Annotated in this window: 14 protein-coding genes; 7 read left to right on the top strand and 7 right to left on the bottom strand. The window is 73.0% G+C overall.

Annotated elements, in window-relative coordinates; translation table 11 throughout:
* Positions 1 to 69 precede the first annotated feature (69 nt).
* Both KUM03_RS19130 and KUM03_RS19125 read left to right on the top strand, forming a co-directional pair.
* Positions 70 to 1,563, top strand: coding sequence for a helix-turn-helix transcriptional regulator (locus tag KUM03_RS19130; RefSeq protein ID WP_217250427.1), 1,494 nt, complete (start codon positions 70 to 72; stop codon positions 1,561 to 1,563).
* 241 nt (positions 1,564 to 1,804) lie between these two features.
* On the top strand, positions 1,805 to 5,017 hold the full coding sequence (locus KUM03_RS19125; RefSeq protein WP_217250611.1) for a M20/M25/M40 family metallo-hydrolase: 3,213 nt from the start codon (positions 1,805 to 1,807) through the stop codon (positions 5,015 to 5,017).
* Positions 5,018 to 5,079: 62 nt separating this feature from the next.
* On the opposite strand, the gene proP is transcribed toward KUM03_RS19125, so the two are convergent.
* Positions 5,080 to 6,594: a glycine betaine/L-proline transporter ProP gene (gene proP, locus KUM03_RS19120; RefSeq protein ID WP_217250425.1), complete on the bottom strand. Its 1,515-nt coding sequence runs from the start codon at positions 6,592 to 6,594 to the stop codon at positions 5,080 to 5,082.
* Between the two features lie 141 nt (positions 6,595 to 6,735).
* On the opposite strand from proP, the gene KUM03_RS19115 reads away from it, so the two are divergent.
* Entirely contained in the window at positions 6,736 to 7,191 is a 456-nt protein-coding gene (locus tag KUM03_RS19115; protein ID WP_217250423.1) for an RpiB/LacA/LacB family sugar-phosphate isomerase, read from the top strand.
* Positions 7,192 to 7,215: 24 nt separating this feature from the next.
* Here the strand turns inward: KUM03_RS19115 and rocD are convergent, their stop codons facing one another.
* The 3 genes from rocD to KUM03_RS19100 form a co-directional block, all read right to left on the bottom strand.
* Positions 7,216 to 8,439 (bottom strand): ornithine--oxo-acid transaminase, encoded by a 1,224-nt coding sequence (gene rocD, locus KUM03_RS19110; protein ID WP_217250421.1) that lies wholly within the window; start codon positions 8,437 to 8,439, stop codon positions 7,216 to 7,218.
* A complete protein-coding gene (gene ddaH, locus KUM03_RS19105) occupies positions 8,436 to 9,257 on the bottom strand; it encodes a dimethylargininase (RefSeq protein ID WP_217250419.1) in 822 nt (273 codons plus the stop codon). Before ddaH ends, rocD begins: the two co-directional genes overlap by 4 nt.
* Before the next feature lie 126 nt (positions 9,258 to 9,383).
* Positions 9,384 to 9,887, bottom strand: a complete 504-nt coding sequence (locus KUM03_RS19100; RefSeq protein ID WP_073731320.1) for an Lrp/AsnC family transcriptional regulator — start codon at positions 9,885 to 9,887, stop codon at positions 9,384 to 9,386.
* Positions 9,888 to 9,964: 77 nt separating this feature from the next.
* Here KUM03_RS19100 and KUM03_RS19095 point away from each other — a divergent pair, with 77 nt between their 5' ends.
* Genes KUM03_RS19095 through KUM03_RS19080 form a run of 4 tightly spaced genes read left to right on the top strand, consistent with a single transcriptional unit; the run spans position 9,965 to position 14,080 of the window.
* Positions 9,965 to 10,726, top strand: a complete 762-nt coding sequence (locus KUM03_RS19095) for a LytTR family DNA-binding domain-containing protein (protein ID WP_217250418.1) — start codon at positions 9,965 to 9,967, stop codon at positions 10,724 to 10,726.
* Between the two features lie 3 nt (positions 10,727 to 10,729).
* On the top strand, positions 10,730 to 11,089 hold the full coding sequence (locus tag KUM03_RS19090; protein ID WP_217250416.1) for a hypothetical protein: 360 nt from the start codon (positions 10,730 to 10,732) through the stop codon (positions 11,087 to 11,089).
* A gap of 46 nt (positions 11,090 to 11,135) precedes the next feature.
* Positions 11,136 to 12,866: a cation acetate symporter gene (locus tag KUM03_RS19085; protein ID WP_217250414.1), complete on the top strand. Its 1,731-nt coding sequence runs from the start codon at positions 11,136 to 11,138 to the stop codon at positions 12,864 to 12,866.
* 8 nt (positions 12,867 to 12,874) lie between these two features.
* Positions 12,875 to 14,080 (top strand): sensor histidine kinase, encoded by a 1,206-nt coding sequence (locus KUM03_RS19080; RefSeq protein ID WP_217250610.1) that lies wholly within the window; start codon positions 12,875 to 12,877, stop codon positions 14,078 to 14,080.
* A 70-nt stretch (positions 14,081 to 14,150) separates the two neighbouring features.
* Here KUM03_RS19080 and KUM03_RS19075 read toward each other — a convergent pair whose 3' ends face one another.
* The 3 genes from KUM03_RS19075 to KUM03_RS19065 are packed head-to-tail and all read right to left on the bottom strand — an operon-like array spanning position 14,151 to position 16,924.
* Positions 14,151 to 14,321 carry a membrane protein gene (locus KUM03_RS19075; RefSeq protein WP_019327487.1) on the bottom strand — a complete coding sequence of 57 codons (171 nt, stop codon included), beginning with the start codon at positions 14,319 to 14,321 and terminating at the stop codon, positions 14,151 to 14,153.
* 13 nt (positions 14,322 to 14,334) lie between these two features.
* Positions 14,335 to 15,915 carry a septum formation family protein gene (locus tag KUM03_RS19070; protein WP_217250412.1) on the bottom strand — a complete coding sequence of 527 codons (1,581 nt, stop codon included), beginning with the start codon at positions 15,913 to 15,915 and terminating at the stop codon, positions 14,335 to 14,337.
* Between the two features lie 58 nt (positions 15,916 to 15,973).
* On the bottom strand, positions 15,974 to 16,924 hold the full coding sequence (locus KUM03_RS19065) for a cytochrome c oxidase assembly protein (protein ID WP_217250409.1): 951 nt from the start codon (positions 16,922 to 16,924) through the stop codon (positions 15,974 to 15,976).
* Positions 16,925 to 17,102: the final 178 nt, after the last annotated feature.

Genomic DNA, 17,102 nt, shown 5'->3' with positions numbered 1-17,102 from the left:
GGTCAACCCGATTGACGTGGCGCGTCCCCTGCTCTGTGCTGACCGGTAGCGACCGGGGGAGGGCAGCACATGTCCGGTGAATCGGCTGGGACTTGGGCGGAGTTCGGGCGGCGGTTGCGTTCCCGGCGCAGGGCGGCCGGACTCACCCAACTGCAACTCGGCCTGCGGGTGGGCTACCACCACTCCGCCGTCAGCAGACTGGAGGCCGGTCTGCGGGAGCCGCCCGCCGGTCTGGTGCGCCGCCTCGACGCCGTCCTGGACACCGGCGGGGAGCTGGCCGCGATCGTCGCCGCGCCGCGCGAGGCACCGCACCGGCCGGGCCGGCTCCCGGCCGACCCGGCGCTGTTCACGCCGCTGCCCGGAGCGGACACCGCCGCGGGGCCGTGGGTGGCCGAGCCCCGGTTGTGGCCCGCCCGGCTGCCCGCCGAGGGGCTGATGTGCCCGCTGCACGGCACAGCGGGGTGCCCGGTGCCCGACCAGGGCGACCTGCCGGCCCTGCTGAACGGATCGGCCGTGTTGAACGGATCGGCCCTACCGACGGGGCCGGGGCCGTGGAGCGGGTCGGGATCGCCGGGTGGGCCGGGACCGTCGGGCGCGTCGGGGCCATGGGGCGGGCCGGGGGCGTTGGGCGGGACCGGCCGGGCGGCGGACGCCGAACTGCTGCACGCGCTCACCGCCGTACTCGCGTGCCTGATCCGCGAGGCGTTCCGGCACGGGGGCCGGGTGGCCGCCGTCGAGGGACTGCTGCGGGCCCTGGCGCGCTGGGCGGACGCGGTCAATTCCACCGGCCGGCTGCCGTACGGGCAGCTGCGGCTCGCCGCGCAGTACGCCCAGGTCGCCGGACGACTGCGGATGGAGCGCGGCCAGAACGCCGTGGCGATGGGCTGGTTCGGCCACGGCCTGCGCTGGGCGGACGCCGTCGGGGACGCCCCGGCCCGCGCGACGCTGCTCAGCGACATGTGCACCCTGGTCCGGCTCGACGGGGACGCCGGGGCGATGCTCGGATACGCGGAGGGCATCGGCGCCGGGGAGGCGCGGCGTCGGTGGGCGGCCACCCTCTCGGACCTCTACCAGGCCCGCGGGTACGCCCTGGCCGGTGACGCCGCCCAGTGCCGCCGTCACATCGCCCTGGCCCGGCGCGGGTTCGCCCGGCTCGACCGGCGCGACCATCTGGAGGCGCCCTGGCTGGCCGGAGCCGAGGGCGCGATGCGGGTCGACTCCGCGATCGGGGGCGCCCTGCGCGATCTCGCCGTGGAGACCGGGGACCGGCGGGCCGCGCGGCGCGCGGTCGACGCCACCGCGCGGTCCCGTGCGCAGGTGCCGGAGCGGATGCGCGGCGCCCGGCTGCTGCTCACGCTGCGCCTGGCGGACTGCTGGGCATGTGCCGGCGACCCCGGCGCGGCCGTCGCCCTCGCCTCGCCGGTGCTGGTGGAGGCGGTGCGCTCACGCGAGTCCATGGTCACCGCCGAACTGCGCGGACTGCACAGCCGGCTCACCGGAAGGTGGGGCGACCTGCCGGAGGTCAGGGAGTACCGGGAGCGGCTGCTGGACGCGGGGGAGTGAGCGGGCGGTTCTCGTTGCCCCGACCGGGCCGGAACTTGCCGGAATTTGACAGGACGCGACCGCGCCCGCGGATCCGTTGCTTCCGGCGCCCGGTGGTGTGAGGGTTCCGCCCAGCTCGCGACATGACATGCAACCGTCATTCGGTCGACGGGCGCGTCACCACCACCCCGAGGCGGCGCGTTCGGCATGGCCATGGCCGGGCCGGCCCGCAAGGGCCTCCCCACTCTCACAAGGAGCCATGATGCTCAGACGCACCGCGGTGGCCGGGACAGTCCTGGCCATGACCCTCGCCGGGGTGGTGGTACCGGCCTCCCTCGCCTCGGCCTCGGAGGGGTCCGCACCCCCCGCCGCCGAGACCGCCGCCGAGCCCACCCCCGCCGCGAGAGCCGTCGCCGCCGCCGACCGGGCCGTCCGCAGCGGCCTGGACGCCCTCGTCGCGGGCGGACCCGACGAACAGTACGACCGCCATCAGGTCACCCCCTGGGGCAAGGACCTCTACTCCGTCGCCTACGAACGCACCTACCACGGTCTGCCCGTGGTCGGCGGCGACGCCGTGGTCCTCGCCGACGGCAAGGGCAGGGTACGTGCCGTCCAGTCCGCGACCGGGGCCGCTATCGCGGTGCCCACCGAGGTCGAGGTGAAGGCCGAGGACGCGGTCGCCACCAGCCGCGAGCGGCTCGCCTCGGTCGACGAGGTCGAATCCGAGCGGCTCGTGGTCCACGTCAAGGACGACGTCCAGACGCTCGCCTGGGAGACCGTGCTCACCGGCACCACCGAGGACGAGAGGCCCAGCCGGCTGCACGTCTTCGTGGACGCGCGCACGGGCAAGGTCGTCGACAGCTACGACGACGTGCGCGCGGGCACCGGCCACAGCGAGTGGAACGGCCCCGGCCCGCTGACCATCGACACCTCCCGCACCAGCGGCGGCTACGCGCTGCGCGACACCACCCGCCCCGGCCTCCAGTGCTCCGACTACAACGGCGGCCTGTTCACCGGCCCGGACGACGACTGGGGCAACGGCGACGCCTCCAGCAGGGAGACCGGCTGCGTCGACGTCATGTTCGCCGCGCAGCAGCAGTCCGACATGCTCCGCGACTGGCTCGGCCGCAACGGCCACAACGGCAACGGCGGCAGCTGGCCCGTGCGCGTGGGCCTCAACCAGCTCAACGCCTACTGGGACGGCTCCACGGTCACCATCGGCCACAACACCGCCCGCGAGTGGATCGCCGGCATGGACGTGGTGGCCCACGAGTTCGGCCACGGCCTCGACTCGTACACCCCCGGCGGCGCCCGGCACGAGAGCGGCCTCGGCGAGGCCACCGGCGACATCATGGGCGCCCTGACCGAGGCGTACACCGACCAGCCCGCCCCCTTCGACACCCCCGACTACACCGTCGGCGAGGAGGTCGACCTCCAGGGCCGCGGCCCGATCCGCAACATGTACGACCCCCGGCAGGTCGGCAACCACCCCAACTGCTACTCCGCGTCCATCCCGAACACCGAGGAGCACGCGGCCGCCGGACCCATGAACCACTGGTTCTACCTCCTGGCCGAGGGCTCCAGTCCCGGCGGCGGCAAGCCCTCCAGCCCCACCTGTGACGGCAGTGAGGTGACCGGCGTCGGCATCCAGAACGCCGGCAGGATCTTCTACGGCGGCATGCTGCTCAAGACCAGCGGCATGACCTACAAGCGGTACCGCACCGCCACCCTCACCGCGGCGAAGAACCTCGACACCTCCTGCGGCCTGTTCAACGCCACCAAGGCCGCCTGGAACGCCATCGACGTCCCCGCGCAGAGCGGCGACCCGACCTGCACCGCACAGCAGACGGACTTCTCGCTGGCGCTCAGCCCCGCCACGGGCGACGTCGACGCCGGCTCCTCGGTCGAGGCCACCGTCCACACCACCACGGTCTCCGGCAGCGCCCAGCAGGTGACGCTGACCGCCTCCGGCGCCCCACAGGGCGTGAGCGTCGGCTTCAGTCCGTCCACGGTCACCTCGGGCGACAGCTCCACCATGCGGATCAGCGCCTCGGCCGGGACGGCCGCCGGAACCCACTCCATCACCGTCAAGGGCACGGCGGGCACCAAGTCCCACACCGCCCAGTACACCCTCACCGTCGGCGGCGGCACCAACCCCGGCACCCCGCCCGACGTCGACGTCGCCAACGTCCAGGCGCACCTGGCGCGGTTCGGCACCATCGCCGCGCAGAACGGCGGCAACCGCCGCGCCACCGGACCCGGATACGACGCCTCGCTCGCCTACGTCAAGGGCAGGCTCCAGGCGGCCGGCTACACCGTCACCGAGCAGACCTGCACCTCCGGCTGCTCCGCCGGCGCCGGCGACAACCTGATCGCCGAGTGGCCGGGCGGCGACGCGAACAGCGTCCACATGTTCGGCGCCCACCTCGACGGCGTCTCGGCCGGCCCCGGCATCAACGACAACGGCTCCGGCTCCGCCGCACTCCTGGAGGCCGCGCTCACCCTGGCCCGCGAGAACCCGGACATGGCCAACCGCGTCCGCTTCGCCTGGTGGACCGACGAGGAGCAGGGCCTGAACGGCTCCGACTTCTACACCAGGACCCTCTCCGCCACCGAGCGCTCACGGATCAAGGCCTACTACAACTTCGACATGGTCGGCTCCGTCAACGGCGGCTACTTCATCAACAACATCAACTCGGCGGCCTCCGCCCCGATGCGGGAGTACTGGGCCTCCCTCGGCCTCGCCCCGCAGGAGAACGTCGAGGGACAGGGCCGCTCCGACGACTACTCCTTCCAGCGGGTCGGCATCCCCACCTCCGGCTACGCCACCGGCGCCTCGGCCCGCAAGACGGCCGCCGAGGCCGCCAAGTGGGGCGGCACCGCGGGCCGGTCCTACGACCCGTGCTACCACTCCGCCTGCGACACCACCGCCAACATCGACGCCACCGCCCTGAACCGCAGCGCGGACGGCATCGCCTACACCATCTGGAAGACCTCCGTGGGCGACACACCCGCCCCCGCGGACGACTTCTCGATCTCCGCCGACCCGTCCTCGGGCACGGTCGACCCGGGCTCCTCCGCCACGGTCACCGTCCGCACCGCCACCACCAGCGGAGACGCCCAGAACGTGCGCCTGTCGGCGTCCGGCGCGCCGACCGGGGTGAGCGTGACCTTCACGCCCGACTCGGTCACCTCCGGCCAGTCCTCGACCGCCACCGTCGAGGTCGCCGCGGGTACGGCCGCCGGCACCTACACCCTGACCCTCACCGGCACCGGCACGGTCACCCACACCACCACGTACACCCTCACCGTGTCCGGCGACGGCGGCGGCGAGACCACCTGGCGGCTGGGAGCCACCTACGCGGCCGGTGACACGGTCACCTACGACGGCGTCCGCTACCGGTGCATCCAGGGCCACACCGCCTACCCGGGCTGGGAGCCGCCCAACGTCCCCGCCCTGTGGCAGCGCCTGTGACGCACTGACGCACCGACGAGGCGGTGGGGGACCACGCACCCCCACCGCCTCACCACGTCCGTTCAGAACTTCGGCGTCGGCGCCTGCGCCTCGACCATCTCCGCCGCCTCCTCGTCGGTCTGCACCGAGGGCGGGGACCCCTCCAGGGGCTGCTGCGCCGTCTCCTTCATGCAGGCCACCGCCACGATGCCGACCAGGGCCGCGGCCATGGCGTAGTACGCGGGCATCATGTCGGAACCGGTCACACTGATCAGGGCGGTGATGACCAGCGGCGTGGTGCCGCCGAACAGGGAGGCCGACAGGTTGTAGCCGACCGACAGGGACCCGTACCTGACGTTGGTCGGGAACATCGCCGGAAGCGCCGCCGACATGGTGCCGAGCAGGCAGACCAGGGACAGGCCGAGCATCAGCATGCCGGCCGAGACGGCGAGCAGACTGCCCTGCTGCACCAGCACGAAGGCCGGGGCGGACAGCACGAAGAAGCCGATCATGCCGGTCATGAGCAGCGGCCTGCGGCCGAAGCGGTCGGACAGCCGGCCCACCTGGTTGATGATCAGCATCAGCAGCACCATGGTCGCGACCAGGATCATCAGACCGTGGCTCTCGCTGTAGTGCAGCTCGTCCGACAGGTACGTCGGCATGTACGACAGCAGCATGTAGTCGGTGACGTTGTACGCGCCGACGAGCGAGATGCACAGGATCAGCATGCGCCAGTGAGTGCGGAAGATCTTCGCGAGGTCGCCCCGCGCGGTGGTCTCCACCGCGGTCGCCGCCTCCGAGATGTGGACGTTGGAGTCCTCCAGCTTCAGGAAGGCGGGCGTGTCGTCCAGCTTCAGCCGCAGGTAGATACCGACGATGCCGAGCGGTGCCGCGACCAGGAACGGGATGCGCCAGCCCCAGGCGTCCATGGTGTCGCTGCCCAGCCAGGCGGTGAGGCCGGTGACGAGGCTGGCTGCGCCGGTGTACCCGGCCAGCGTGCCCAGCTCCAGGAAGCTGCCGAAGAACCCGCGCCGCTTGTCCGGCGCGTACTCGGCGATGAAAGTGGAGGCGCCGCCGTACTCGCCGCCCGTGGAGAAGCCCTGGAGCAGGCGGAACAGGATCAGCAGGACGGGGGCCCAGAAGCCGATGGAGTCGTAGCTCGGGATGAGCCCGATGGCGGCCGTGCCGATCGCCATGAGGATCATCGTCAGCGCCAGCACCTTCTTGCGGCCGATCTTGTCGCCCATGGGCCCGAAGACCATGCCGCCGAGTGGGCGCACCAGGAACGCCACGGCGAACGTGGCGAACGAGGACAGCAACTCCACCGTGTCACTCCCGGACGGGAAGAAGACGCGGCCGATGGTGCCCGCCAGGTAGGCGTAGATGCCGAAGTCGAACCATTCCATGGCATTGCCGAGCGAGGCCGCCTTCACGGCTCTCTTGACCGCGGCCTCGTCCGTGACCGTGATGTCCGACCGGCGCAGTCGGGGGTTCTGCCGGCGCCTGATGGCCCGGAACAGGGCCGGGTGGCGGCGGATCGCCGCGGCGTCGGATTCCTGGCCGTTCTCGTTGGGGGACGTGGCGGCCTCCCTTTCCACGTGCAGACGCCCCTGGCGGGGCACTGCTCGGTCGTACGATTCTCAGCTCGTACCCGTTCCCCCGATCATCCTGGGTATGGCCGTGACGTCAGTCATGTGGTTGAGCCGATGAGGTGAGGGGCGGCCCGTTAGGCTTCGCACATGCGGATCTCCGTCTCCTCCGACATGGACGAACCCGTGGCCCGCCTCCTCGTCGAGGAGCTGCGCGGACGCGGACACGAGGTGCTGGCCCACGGCGCCCTGGACCCCGGGGCGGACCCCCAGTGGGCGGTGTGCTCGGAGCGGGCCGCGCGCGAGGTCGCCGACGGCGTCGCCGACCAGGCCGTGGTGTGCTGCTGGACCGGCACGGGCGCGTCGATCGCCGCGAACAAGGTGCCGGGCGTACGGGCGGCCCTGTGCACCGACGCCTACACGGCGGACGGCGCCCGCCGCTGGAACGACGCCAACGTGCTCGCCCTCAGCCTGCGCCTGACCTCGGCGCCGCTGCTGGGGGAGATCCTCGACGCCTGGTTCGCGGGCGCGCCCAGCGAGGACGCCGAGGACCGGGGCAACGTGACGCACGTGGAGCGGCTCGACCGGGGCCGAACCGCTCCGTGACTCCTGTGCGCGCCCTCAGCGCCCTCAGGACGTCAGGACCTTCTCCAGGGTCCCGAGCGCGCCCTCCAGCTCCGCACCCGTGACCGTCAGCGGCGGGGCCAGCCGGATCGTCGAGCCGTGGGTGTCCTTGACGAGGACGCCCTCGCGCATCAGCCGTTCGCTGACCTCGCGGCCGGTGCCGAGCGCCGGGTCGACGTCGACGCCCGCCCACAGCCCGCGCGCCCGGAAGCCGACCACGCCCCTGCCGACCAGGGCCGCCAGGCCCTCGCGCAGCACCGCGCCCAGCTCCGTCGCCCGGCGCTGGAACTCGCCGGTCTCCAGCAGCTCCACCACCGCCGTGCCCACCGCGGCCGCCAGCGGATTGCCGCCGAACGTCGAGCCGTGCTCGCCCGGACGCAGCACACCCAGCACCTCCCGGCTGCCGACCACCGCCGACACCGGCACGATGCCGCCGCCCAGCGCCTTGCCGAGCAGCACCACGTCCGGCACCACCGACTCGTGCTCGACGGCGAGAGTGTGCCCCGTCCGGCCCAGCCCCGACTGGATCTCGTCCGCGACGAACAGGCACCCGGCCCGGCGGGTCAGCTCCCGCACGCCCGCCAGGTAGCCGTCGTCCGGGATGTTGACCCCCGCCTCGCCCTGGATCGGCTCGATCAGCACCGCCGCCGTCGTCTCGTCGACCGCCGCCTCCAGCGCCGCCAGGTCGTTGTACGGGACGACCTTGAAACCGGGGGTGAAGGGGCCGAAGCCGGCACGGGCCGTCTCGTCCGTCGAGAAGCTCACGATCGTCGTCGTACGGCCGTGGAAGTTGTCCGCCGCGACCACGATCGTCGCCCGGTCGGCCGGGACGCCCTTGACGTCGTAGGCCCACTTGCGGGCCACCTTGATGCCGCTCTCCACGGCCTCCGCGCCGGTGTTCATCGGCAGCACCATGTCCGTGCCGGTCAGCGCGGACAGCCGCTCGGCGAAGCCCGCCAGCCGGTCGTTGTGGAAGGCGCGGGAAGTGAGGGTGAGCCGGTCCAGCTGGCGGTGGGCGGCGTCGATCAGCGCCGGGTGGCGGTGGCCGAAGTTGAGCGCCGAGTAGCCGGCCAGCATGTCCAGGTAACGGCGGCCCTCCACGTCCTCGACCCAGGCGCCCTCCGCGCGGGCCACGACGACGGGCAGCGGGTGGTAGTTGTGCGCGAGGACGGGCTCCTCGGCGCGGATCAGCTCCTCGGAGCCGCGGGCGGTGCGGGCGGGTGCGGTCATGAGCGGGTCTCCCGGATCTCCTGGGTGCAGCACTTGATGCCGCCACCGGCCTTGTGGAACTCGGACAGGTCGACGGGGACGGGGACGTAGCCGCGGCCGCTGAGCCGGTCGGCGAGTTCCCCGGCCCCGGGGGCGATGAACACGTTGCGTCCGTCACAGACGGAGTTCAACCCGAACGCCATGGCGTCCTCCCGGGTGGCGGTCACCGCGTCCGGGTAGAGCCGCTCCAGCACCTCGCGGCTGCCGGGCGAGAAGGCCCCCGGGTAGTACGCCACGTTCTCGTCGTCGAGGACGAACAGCGCCGTGTCCAGGTGGTAGAAGTACGGGTCCACCAGCGTCAGCGAGACCACCGGCACACCGAAGAACTCCTGCGCCTCGCGGTGCGCCTCGGGGGTCGTGCGGAAGCCCGTGCCGGCCAGGATCCACCGCCCGGCCGGGACCAGGTCCCCCTCGCCCTCGCAGACCGCTTCGGGATGCTGGACCTCGAAGCCCTCCGTCTTGAACCACGCCTCGTAGGCCACGGACTCGCCCCGCCGCTCGGGCGCGTGGAAGCGGGAGCCGAAGACCCGGCCCTCGACCACGACCGCGCAGTTCGCGGCGAAGACCATGTCAGGCAGGCCCGGCACCGGCGCGACGGTGTCGACGGTGTGGCCGTGGGCCCGGTAGGCGTCGACCAGCGCCTGCCACTGGTCCAGGGCGCGGATGACGTCGACCGGCCGGCCGGTGCTCATCCACGGGTTGATCGCGTACTGCACGGCGAAGTGTCTGGGTTCGCAGACCACGAAGCGCCGCCGGCGCGGCACACGGTTCTCGGGCACAGAGGGGTACCTCCGCTTCCTCACGGTGTGTGACTGGGGGTTGACACCACGGTAGGAAGCGGCGACCGCGCCCGACAAGCGACAAAGGCTGCGTGTGCACGCACCATCGCTGCGTTGTCCAGCAGGTCAGCGCACGTCTGCTGCGCCTTCCGGGGCGAGGAGGCCGGCTCCCGCCTCCGGACTGTCCGGGATCAGGTGGGACAGCACCATCACACTGATCGTCTTGCGGATGAACGGCTCCGCACGGATGCGCTCCAGCACCTCCTCGAAGTGCTCCACGTCCCGCGCCCGCACGTGCAGCAGCGCGTCCGCGCCGCCGGTCACCGTCATCGCCGCCGTGATCTCCGGATAACCGCGCACCACCTCCGCCAGCCGCCGCGGCGGTGCCGCCCCCTCGCAGTACACCTCGACGTACGCCTCGGTGCGCCAGCCCAGCGCCGAGGGCCGCACCGTGGCCGTGAACCCGGTGATGACGCCGGTCTCGCGCAGCCGGTCCACCCGGCGCTTGACCGCCGTCGAGGACAGCCCGACCTCCGCGCCGATCTCGGCGAAGGACGTCCTGGCGTTGGCCATCAGGGCGGTGACGATCTTCCGGTCGAGTTCGTCGAACGGGCTGGGCCTGCTGTTCATGCGGGCACTGTATCCAGCGGATACGTCCACGTCGGGGGCGTGTTCAGGCGTACGGATTACTCCTACACTCCACCTTCATGCTGCGCGCCCTGGCTGTCGACGACGAACGCCCCACGCTCGAGGAACTCGTGTACCTGCTGAACGCCGATCCCCGCATCGGCACGGCGGAGGGCGCGGGCGACGCGACCGAGGCGCTGCGCCGCATCAACCGGGCCCTGGAGTCGGGTCCCGACGGGCCGGACGCCATCGACGTCGTCTTCCTCGACATCCAGATGCCCGGCCTCGACGGACTGGACCTCGCCCGGCTGCTGACCGGGTTCGCCCGGCCCCCGCTGGTCGTGTTCGTCACCGCGCACGAGGACTTCGCGGTCCAGGCCTTCGACCTCAAGGCCGTCGACTACGTACTCAAACCGGTGCGCAGGGAGCGGCTGGCGGAAGCGGTGCGCAGGGCCGCCGAACGGCGTGGCACCGAAGCGTCCCCGGCCCCCCGCGTCCCCGTGCACGAACCCGACCCCGACCACGTCACCGTGGAGCTCGGCGGCGTCACCCGCTTCGTCCCCGTCGACGACATCACCCACGTCGAGGCCCAGGGCGACTACGCCCGCCTGCACACCGACAAGGGCAGCCACCTCGTGCGCATCCCCCTGTCCACCCTGGAGGAACGCTGGCGCGCCCGCGGCTTCGTCCGCATCCACCGCCGCCACCTCGTCGCCCTGCGCCACATCGGGGAACTCCGCCTGGACGCCGGCAGCGTCAGCGTCCTGGTCGGCACCGAGGAACTCCAGGTCAGCCGCCGCCACGCCCGCGAACTGCGGGACCTGCTCATGCGGAGGCCGTGAACCGTGCCCCAGGACCCCGCCGAGCGCCGCGTCACCGTCACCGGCCCGCCCAGGCGCACCCGACGCGCCTCGGGCTACTACCGGCCGCGCACCGAGATCGACGAGCAGACCACCCTCGGCCACACTTACGTCCGCTCCCTGATGCGCAGCCAGCTGCGCGCCGGCCTCGCCGCCCTCGCGGTCCTCGGCCTCCTCGTCGGGCCGCTGCCGCTGCTGTTCGCGGCGATGCCCGACGCCCGCCGCCTGGAGTGGGCCGTCCTCGGCTTCGGCCTGTACGCCCCGCTCGTCCTCCTCGCCCGCTGGTACGTGCGCCGCGCCGAGCGCAACGAACGCGACTTCGTGCGCCTGGTCGAGGACCGATGACCCCGCCGGACCAGGCCCTGAAGGCACCGAAGGCAATGAAGGCACCGTGAACTCCAGGTACGCCATACCCGCCGTCGCCCTCGTCGTCGTGGCCACCGTCCTCGTCGGCGCCTTCGGCCTGCGCATCTCCCGCACCACCTCCGACTTCTACGTCGCCTCCCGCACCGTCGGCCCCCGCCTGAACGCCGCCGCCATCAGCGGCGAGTACCTCTCCGCCGCGTCCTTCCTCGGCATCGCCGGCCTGGTCCTCGTCCAGGGACCCGACATGCTCTGGTACCCGGTCGGCTACACCGCCGGCTACCTCGTCCTGCTCCTGTTCGTCGCCGCCCCGCTGCGCCGCTCCGGCGCCTACACGCTGCCCGACTTCGCCGAGGCCCGGCTCGCCTCCCAGGGGGTACGGCGGCTGGCGGGGGCCTTCGTCGTCGGCGTCGGCTGGCTCTACCTGCTGCCCCAGCTCCAGGGCGCCGGACTGACCCTCACCGTCCTCAGCGGCGCGCCCGACTGGCTCGGCGGGGTGATCGTCGCCGTCGTCGTCACCGCCATCGTCGCGGCCGGCGGCATGCGCAGCATCACCTTCGTCCAGGCCTTCCAGTACTGGCTCAAGCTCACCGCCCTGCTCGTCCCCGCCCTCTTCCTGGTGCTGGCCTGGCAGGGCGACGGCGCCCCCGGCCGCCCCTTCGAGGAACCCGCCACCTTCCGCGAGCAGCGCTCGGTACGGGTCGACGACACCCTCACCCTCAAGCTGGAGCGGCCGCTCACCGTCACCGTCGACGGCACCGTGGACGGCCGCGCCCACGACGGCACCCGGGTCGACCTGCCCACCGGCACCCACCGCATCGAGGCCGGCACCCGCCTCACCTTCGCCAAGAACGCCGCCGTCCCGGCCGCCGGACGCGGCGCCGACGACGCCCTGTCGCCGTCGCGGGCCGAGAGCCGCACCGAACGCCCGCTGTACGCCACGTACGGTCTGATCCTCGCCACCTTCCTGGGCACCATGGGCCTGCCCCACGTGGTGGTCCGCTTCTACACCAGCCCGCACGGCGTCGCCGCCCGCCGCACCACCGTCGCCGTCCTCGGCCTGATCGGCGCCTTCTACCTGCTGCCGCCCGTCTACGGCGCCCTCGGCCGCATGTACGCCCCCGAGCTGACCCTCACCGGCGACGCGGACGCCGCCGTCCTGCTGCTGCCCGAACGGGTGATCGGGGGAGTGGGCGGCGACCTGCTGGGCGCGCTGGTGGCGGGCGGCGCCTTCGCCGCGTTCCTGTCCACCGCGTCCGGGCTGACCATGGCGATCGCGGGCGTCCTCACCCAGGACGTGCTGCCGTCCCGGGGCGTGCCCCACTTCCGGCTCGGCACGGTCCTCGCCATGGCGGTGCCGCTGGCGGCGAGCGCCCTGGTCGGCGGACTGCCGATCGCCGACGCGGTCGGCCTCGCCTTCGCGGTGTCCGCCTCGTCCTTCTGCCCGCTGCTGGTCCTCGGCATCTGGTGGCGGCGCCTGACCCCGCCCGGCGCGGCGGCCGGGATGCTGGTGGGCGGCGGCTCGGCGCTGCTCGCCGTCGCGGCCACCATGGGCGGCTTCCCGGGCGGCGGCGGTGCGCTGCACGCGCTGCTGGCCTGGCCAGCGCTGTGGTCGGTGCCGCTCGGCTTCCTCACCATGGTGCTGGTCTCGCTGGCCACCCCGGCGCGGGTGCCGGCCGGGACGGCGGCGATCCTGGCCCGCTTCCACCTGCCGGAGGAGCTGCGCGCGGACGAACTGCGCAAGGAGGTGTCCCCGTGAGCGGCTCCGTGAGCGGATTCCTGGCCGGTCTGGCCGTCGCTGTACTGCCCCTGCTGGCCGCGGGCTTCTGGCTGGGGCGCCGCACGGCCCGCCCGCAGCACCTGGGCGGGCTCGGCACCCCGGTCGAGCACGCCACCTTCCAGACCCTGCACACCGCCTCCCTGGCCACGCCCCCGCTCAGGGCCGGTCTGACCGAGGAGACGGCCGGCAAGTCCGCCCGCAAGCTGCGCTCGCTGCTCGGCACGGACGCGCTGTGCCTGACCGACCTCAAGGAGGTCCTGGTCTGGGACGGCGCGGGCGCCCACCACCGCACCGAGATCATGGAACGCCTCGCCGGTCCGCTGGAGACCGGCCGCGGCGAAGCCTTCCCGCTCACCTGCGACACCCCCGACTGCGCCGTCCGCTGGGCGGTCGTCGCCCCGCTCACCGTCGACGACCGGGTCCACGGTGCCCTGGTCGCCTGCGCGCCCCGCGAGTCCGCGGTCCTGGTCAGGGCGGCCGGCGAGGTCGCCCGCTGGGTCTCCGTCCAGCTGGAGCTGGCCGACCTCGACCAGTCCCGCACCCGGCTCATCGAGGCCGAGATCAAGGCCCTGCGCGCCCAGATCTCCCCGCATTTCATCTTCAACTCGCTCGCGGTGATCGCCTCCTTCGTCCGCACCGACCCCGAGCGCGCCCGCGAGCTGCTGCTGGAGTTCGCCGACTTCACCCGCTACTCGTTCCGCCGGCACGGCGACTTCACGACCCTCGCCGACGAGCTGCACGCCATCGACCACTACCTGGCGCTGGTGCGGGCCCGCTTCGGCGACCGCCTCTCCGTCACCCTCCAGGTCGCCCCCGAGGTGCTGCCGGTCGCCCTGCCCTTCCTCTGCCTCCAGCCGCTCGTCGAGAACGCCGTCAAACACGGGCTGGAGGGCAAGTCCGACCGCTGCCGCATCCAGATCACCGCGCAGGACGCGGGTGCCGAGGCCCTGGTCGTCATCGAGGACGACGGCGCCGGCATGGACCCCGGCCTGCTGCGCCGCATCCTGGCGCGCGAGGTCAGTCCCTCGGGCGGCATCGGGCTGTCCAACGTCGACGACCGTCTCCGCCAGGTCTACGGGGACGACCACGGCCTCGTCCTCGAGACGGCCGTCGGCGCGGGCATGAAGATCACCGTCCGGCTGCCGAAATACCAGCCGGGCGTGCACTCGGCGGGCCGCGTCGGCCGCGAGTGAGACGGTGCGGGGCGCCCCTGCGCGGGGCTCAGGCACCCCTGCGCGGGGCTCAGGCACCCCTGCGCGGGGCTCAGGCGCTGCGCGTGGCGACCATCCCCACGGTGATCAGCCCCAGCACGACCCAGCCGAACCACAGCCAGCCGTTGCTCCCGAGCGCCACCGTGTAGGCCGTCACCGCGACCAAGCCTCCGATGGTGAGCGCCCCCATCGTCTTCGTCGAACTGTCCGTGGAACCGGGCATCGCAACACCCTCCTCATGGTCCGTTCCCCTCCATGGTGCCCCCGTTCTGCCTCCGTACGGTGCAGACGACAAGATGTGACCCGGATTTCCACGGACCCGCGGCCGTCCGGGACCCGGCCTCGTGCAGGGAGGGGTCGAACCCGTAGTCGCGCGGCGGCACCTCCCGCGCGCACGTCTCGTCCGCCGCCGAGGGCGCCTCGGAGAGCGTGACGTCTTCGCCCAACCGGGTGAATCCCAGCACCTGGGCGTCGTACCGCCCGCCGCAGGACACCAGCCGGACCTCTCGTGCGGAACGTACGTCCAGACAGTCCCGGCGCTGCATGGTCGCGGTGTCCGCGAACACCGAACCGGGCTCCCGGTGCCGCCCCAGCGGCCCGTACAGCGGCCCGTGCGCCCCCAGTACCAGGCAGGCGGTGCGCCGCCGGGCGGTCTCGAACCCGTCCTCGACGGGTACGACCGCCACACTCCGCACCCCGGCCAGCCGGGCCCGCAGCTCCCGGGTCCGCTCCTCACAGCGCGCGGGCCCCAGCTCGCGGGCCTCCCCGGCGGAGGAGGCGGGCACGAACGCCATCACCTGCCCGTCGGGCGCCCCACCCCGGCAGTCCGCGTCCACGGTGAGGCGCGGGGTCCCCGCGAACCGGGTGCCGCCCGGCCAGCGGGCGCGCACGCAGTCCCCGTCCTCCAACGGCGCCACCAGCCCCACGGCGCCGCCGTACGGCGCCCCGGTCCCGTCGGCCCCGCGGTCGGCCAGGGCATACCAGACGCCGCCCAGGGCGAGCAGTACACCGAGCCCGCCGGCCAGGGCGGCACGCAGCGCGCGCGGACGCGGCCGTCGGTGCCCGCCGTGCGGCGGGGCCGACCCGGAGACAGGCGTGGGCGCCGCGGACCAGGGCGGCTGTGATCCGGGGTCGGTCCGCGGCCGGACGTACGTGTCGGTCTGCGGGGTGACGATCCACGCCAGTTCCGCCTCCGCCTCGGCCACCGTGACGCGGGGCGGCGGACCGGCGAGCAACCTCTCCAGCAGCGGTCCGAGCGCACCGGCCCGCACGGGAGGCACGGGCAGGCCCCGGCCGGAGGGATCGCGGCCCTCGACGGCGTGGTGGAGCGTGCGGCCCAGCGAGCGGAGACCGTCACCGTCCAGCGGGGCGGCCGTGCCGCGGCCCGTCAGCAGAACCCGGCCGTACGGCGTCCCAGCGCGGTCCGGCGCCAGCAGGACGCCCGCCGGCTCCACGCCCCGCCCGTGCCCGGCGGCCCACGCGTCGAGCACCGCGAGCCCGATCCGGGCGCACTCGGCAGGCGCCAGCGGCCCGCGCCGGGCCACCAGCTCCCTCAGGCTGACGGCACCGGGGACGTACTCCATGACGATCCACGAGGCGCCCTCGTGCCGCACGACGTCATGGACGGTGACCACGTGCGGATGGACGCGCGGAGGCGGCAGGTCCCGGACGTCGGTGCCGGCGGCCCGCAGCGCGACCTCGTTGCCCAGCCTCTGGTCGTGGGCCAGCCACACGCGCGCCGGACGGCAGTCTCCGAGCGGACGCAACAGCACGAAGCGACCGGCGATCACCTGGCCCGAAAAAGCATGACGCGCCATACCGCTCCCCCCGGGCGGTTCCCCCGACGCGCCACATGCTACTGAACGAAGACGCCGCTCAGCCGCCGCGTGTGTTCAGTGAGGCCAGATAGGCGTTGTACGCCTCGAGTTCCTTGTCACCGTCACGGTCGGCGGCCCGGTCGGTGCGCCGGGCCTGCCGCTCCTCGGAGGCGTACCACTGGAACAGCAGGGCGAGCAGCACCAGCACGGACGGGACCTCGCTGAAGGCCCAGGCGATGCCGCCGGCCGCGTTCTGGTCGGACAGGGCGTCGATGCCGAGCGAGGCGGGCGGGTTCTGGAACGTCTCGACCATGGGCCCGGACGCCATCATCAGCGCGATGCCGAAAAACGCGTGGAACGGCATGCCCGCGAACAGCTCCAGCATCCGCATCACGTAGCCCGGCCGGTGCGGGCCCGGGTCCACGCCCATGATCGGCCAGAAGAACACCAGCCCGACGGCGAGGAAGTGCACCATCATCCCGATGTGCCCGACCTTGGAGCCCATCAGGAAGTCGAAGAGCGGGGTGAAGTACAGCCCGTACAGGCTCGCGATGAACAGCGGGATGGTGAACGCGGGGTGCGTGATGATCCGCATGTAGCGGCTGTGCAGCAGCATCAGCAGCAGCTCGCGGGGGCCCTTGCGGCCACGGCCAGCCGTGGGCAGCGCGCGCAGGGCCAGCGTGATCGGCGCGCCGAGCAGCAGCAGGATCGGCGAAACCATGCTGATGATCATGTGCTGCACCATGTGCACGCTGAACATGACCATGCCGTAGTCGTTGAGCTTGGTGCACATCATCAGCAGCACGCTCAGCACACCGACGACGAACGACACGGTCCGGCCGACCGGCCACTTGTCCCCGCGCCGGGTCAGCCGGACGACACCCCAGCCGTAGAGTGCCAGTCCCAGCAGACAGGCGATGAGGAAGAAGGGGTCCGCCGACCACGCGAGACCTCGCCCCAGCGTGAACGGCGGCAGATCCATCATCATGCCGTGCCCGCTGTGATCCATCCGCCGGCTCCTGTTTCGTGGGGGTTGAGCGCGGTTGAACGCCGCTTGTCCGAAGCCAAGCGTAGAACCGCCCCCGGCCACACTTGTGACCGGGGCGGTGTAGCGCGCCCCTGAGGGGCGCGGGGCTGTATCGATGTGCGGCTCCGCCGCGTGGGCGCGAGCAACCACGTACGCGCCG

Source organism: Streptomyces sp. AC602_WCS936, from assembly GCF_019049125.1.
GTDB lineage: Bacteria > Actinomycetota > Actinomycetes > Streptomycetales > Streptomycetaceae > Streptomyces.
This window is presented reverse-complemented; position numbering and strand designations above follow the sequence as displayed.

Excerpts from the sequence above, each read along its gene's own strand:
- rocD (WP_217250421.1), bottom strand. The coding sequence starts at position 8,439 with ATGACCGCACCCGCCCGCACCGCCCGCGGCTCCGAGGAGCTGATCCGC.
- KUM03_RS19070 (WP_217250412.1), bottom strand. The coding sequence starts at position 15,915 with ATGGCGCGTCATGCTTTTTCGGGCCAGGTGATCGCCGGTCGCTTCGTG.
- KUM03_RS19075 (WP_019327487.1), bottom strand. The coding sequence starts at position 14,321 with ATGCCCGGTTCCACGGACAGTTCGACGAAGACGATGGGGGCGCTCACC.
- KUM03_RS19065 (WP_217250409.1), bottom strand. The coding sequence starts at position 16,924 with ATGGATCACAGCGGGCACGGCATGATGATGGATCTGCCGCCGTTCACG.
- KUM03_RS19130 (WP_217250427.1), top strand. The coding sequence starts at position 70 with ATGTCCGGTGAATCGGCTGGGACTTGGGCGGAGTTCGGGCGGCGGTTG.
- KUM03_RS19125 (WP_217250611.1), top strand. The coding sequence starts at position 1,805 with ATGCTCAGACGCACCGCGGTGGCCGGGACAGTCCTGGCCATGACCCTC.
- KUM03_RS19115 (WP_217250423.1), top strand. The coding sequence starts at position 6,736 with ATGCGGATCTCCGTCTCCTCCGACATGGACGAACCCGTGGCCCGCCTC.
- KUM03_RS19095 (WP_217250418.1), top strand. The coding sequence starts at position 9,965 with ATGCTGCGCGCCCTGGCTGTCGACGACGAACGCCCCACGCTCGAGGAA.
- KUM03_RS19100 (WP_073731320.1), bottom strand. The coding sequence starts at position 9,887 with ATGAACAGCAGGCCCAGCCCGTTCGACGAACTCGACCGGAAGATCGTC.